The organism is Bradyrhizobium sp. Kon69 (assembly GCF_055807515.1).
Genome location: NZ_JBVVOS010000492.1, coordinates 1 through 250 on the forward strand (window position 1 = coordinate 1; position 250 = coordinate 250).

1 protein-coding gene is annotated in these 250 nt (G+C 66.4%); it reads left to right on the forward strand.

The window, feature by feature from the left end:
• On the forward strand, window positions 1–250 hold a 250-nt coding region (locus AC0L3U_RS39925; RefSeq protein WP_473365200.1), incomplete at both ends, for a YcaO-like family protein.

A 250-nucleotide genomic window follows, 5' to 3' on the forward strand; every position in this document is an offset into this window, starting at 1 on the left:
TACCCCGGCATCCTGGCGGGCATCGAAGGCCTGGAAGCCCAGGGCTTCCCGGTGCTGGTCAAGGATGCGTCCCTGGGCGGTGAGTTCCCGGTGATGTGCGTGACCCTGATGAACCCGCGCACCGGCGGAGTATTCGCCTCGTTCGGCGCCCACCCGAGCCTGGAAGTGGCGCTGGAGCGCAGCCTCACCGAACTGCTGCAAGGCCGCAGTTTCGAAGGCTTGAACGACTTGCCGCAGCCGACCTTCGAAG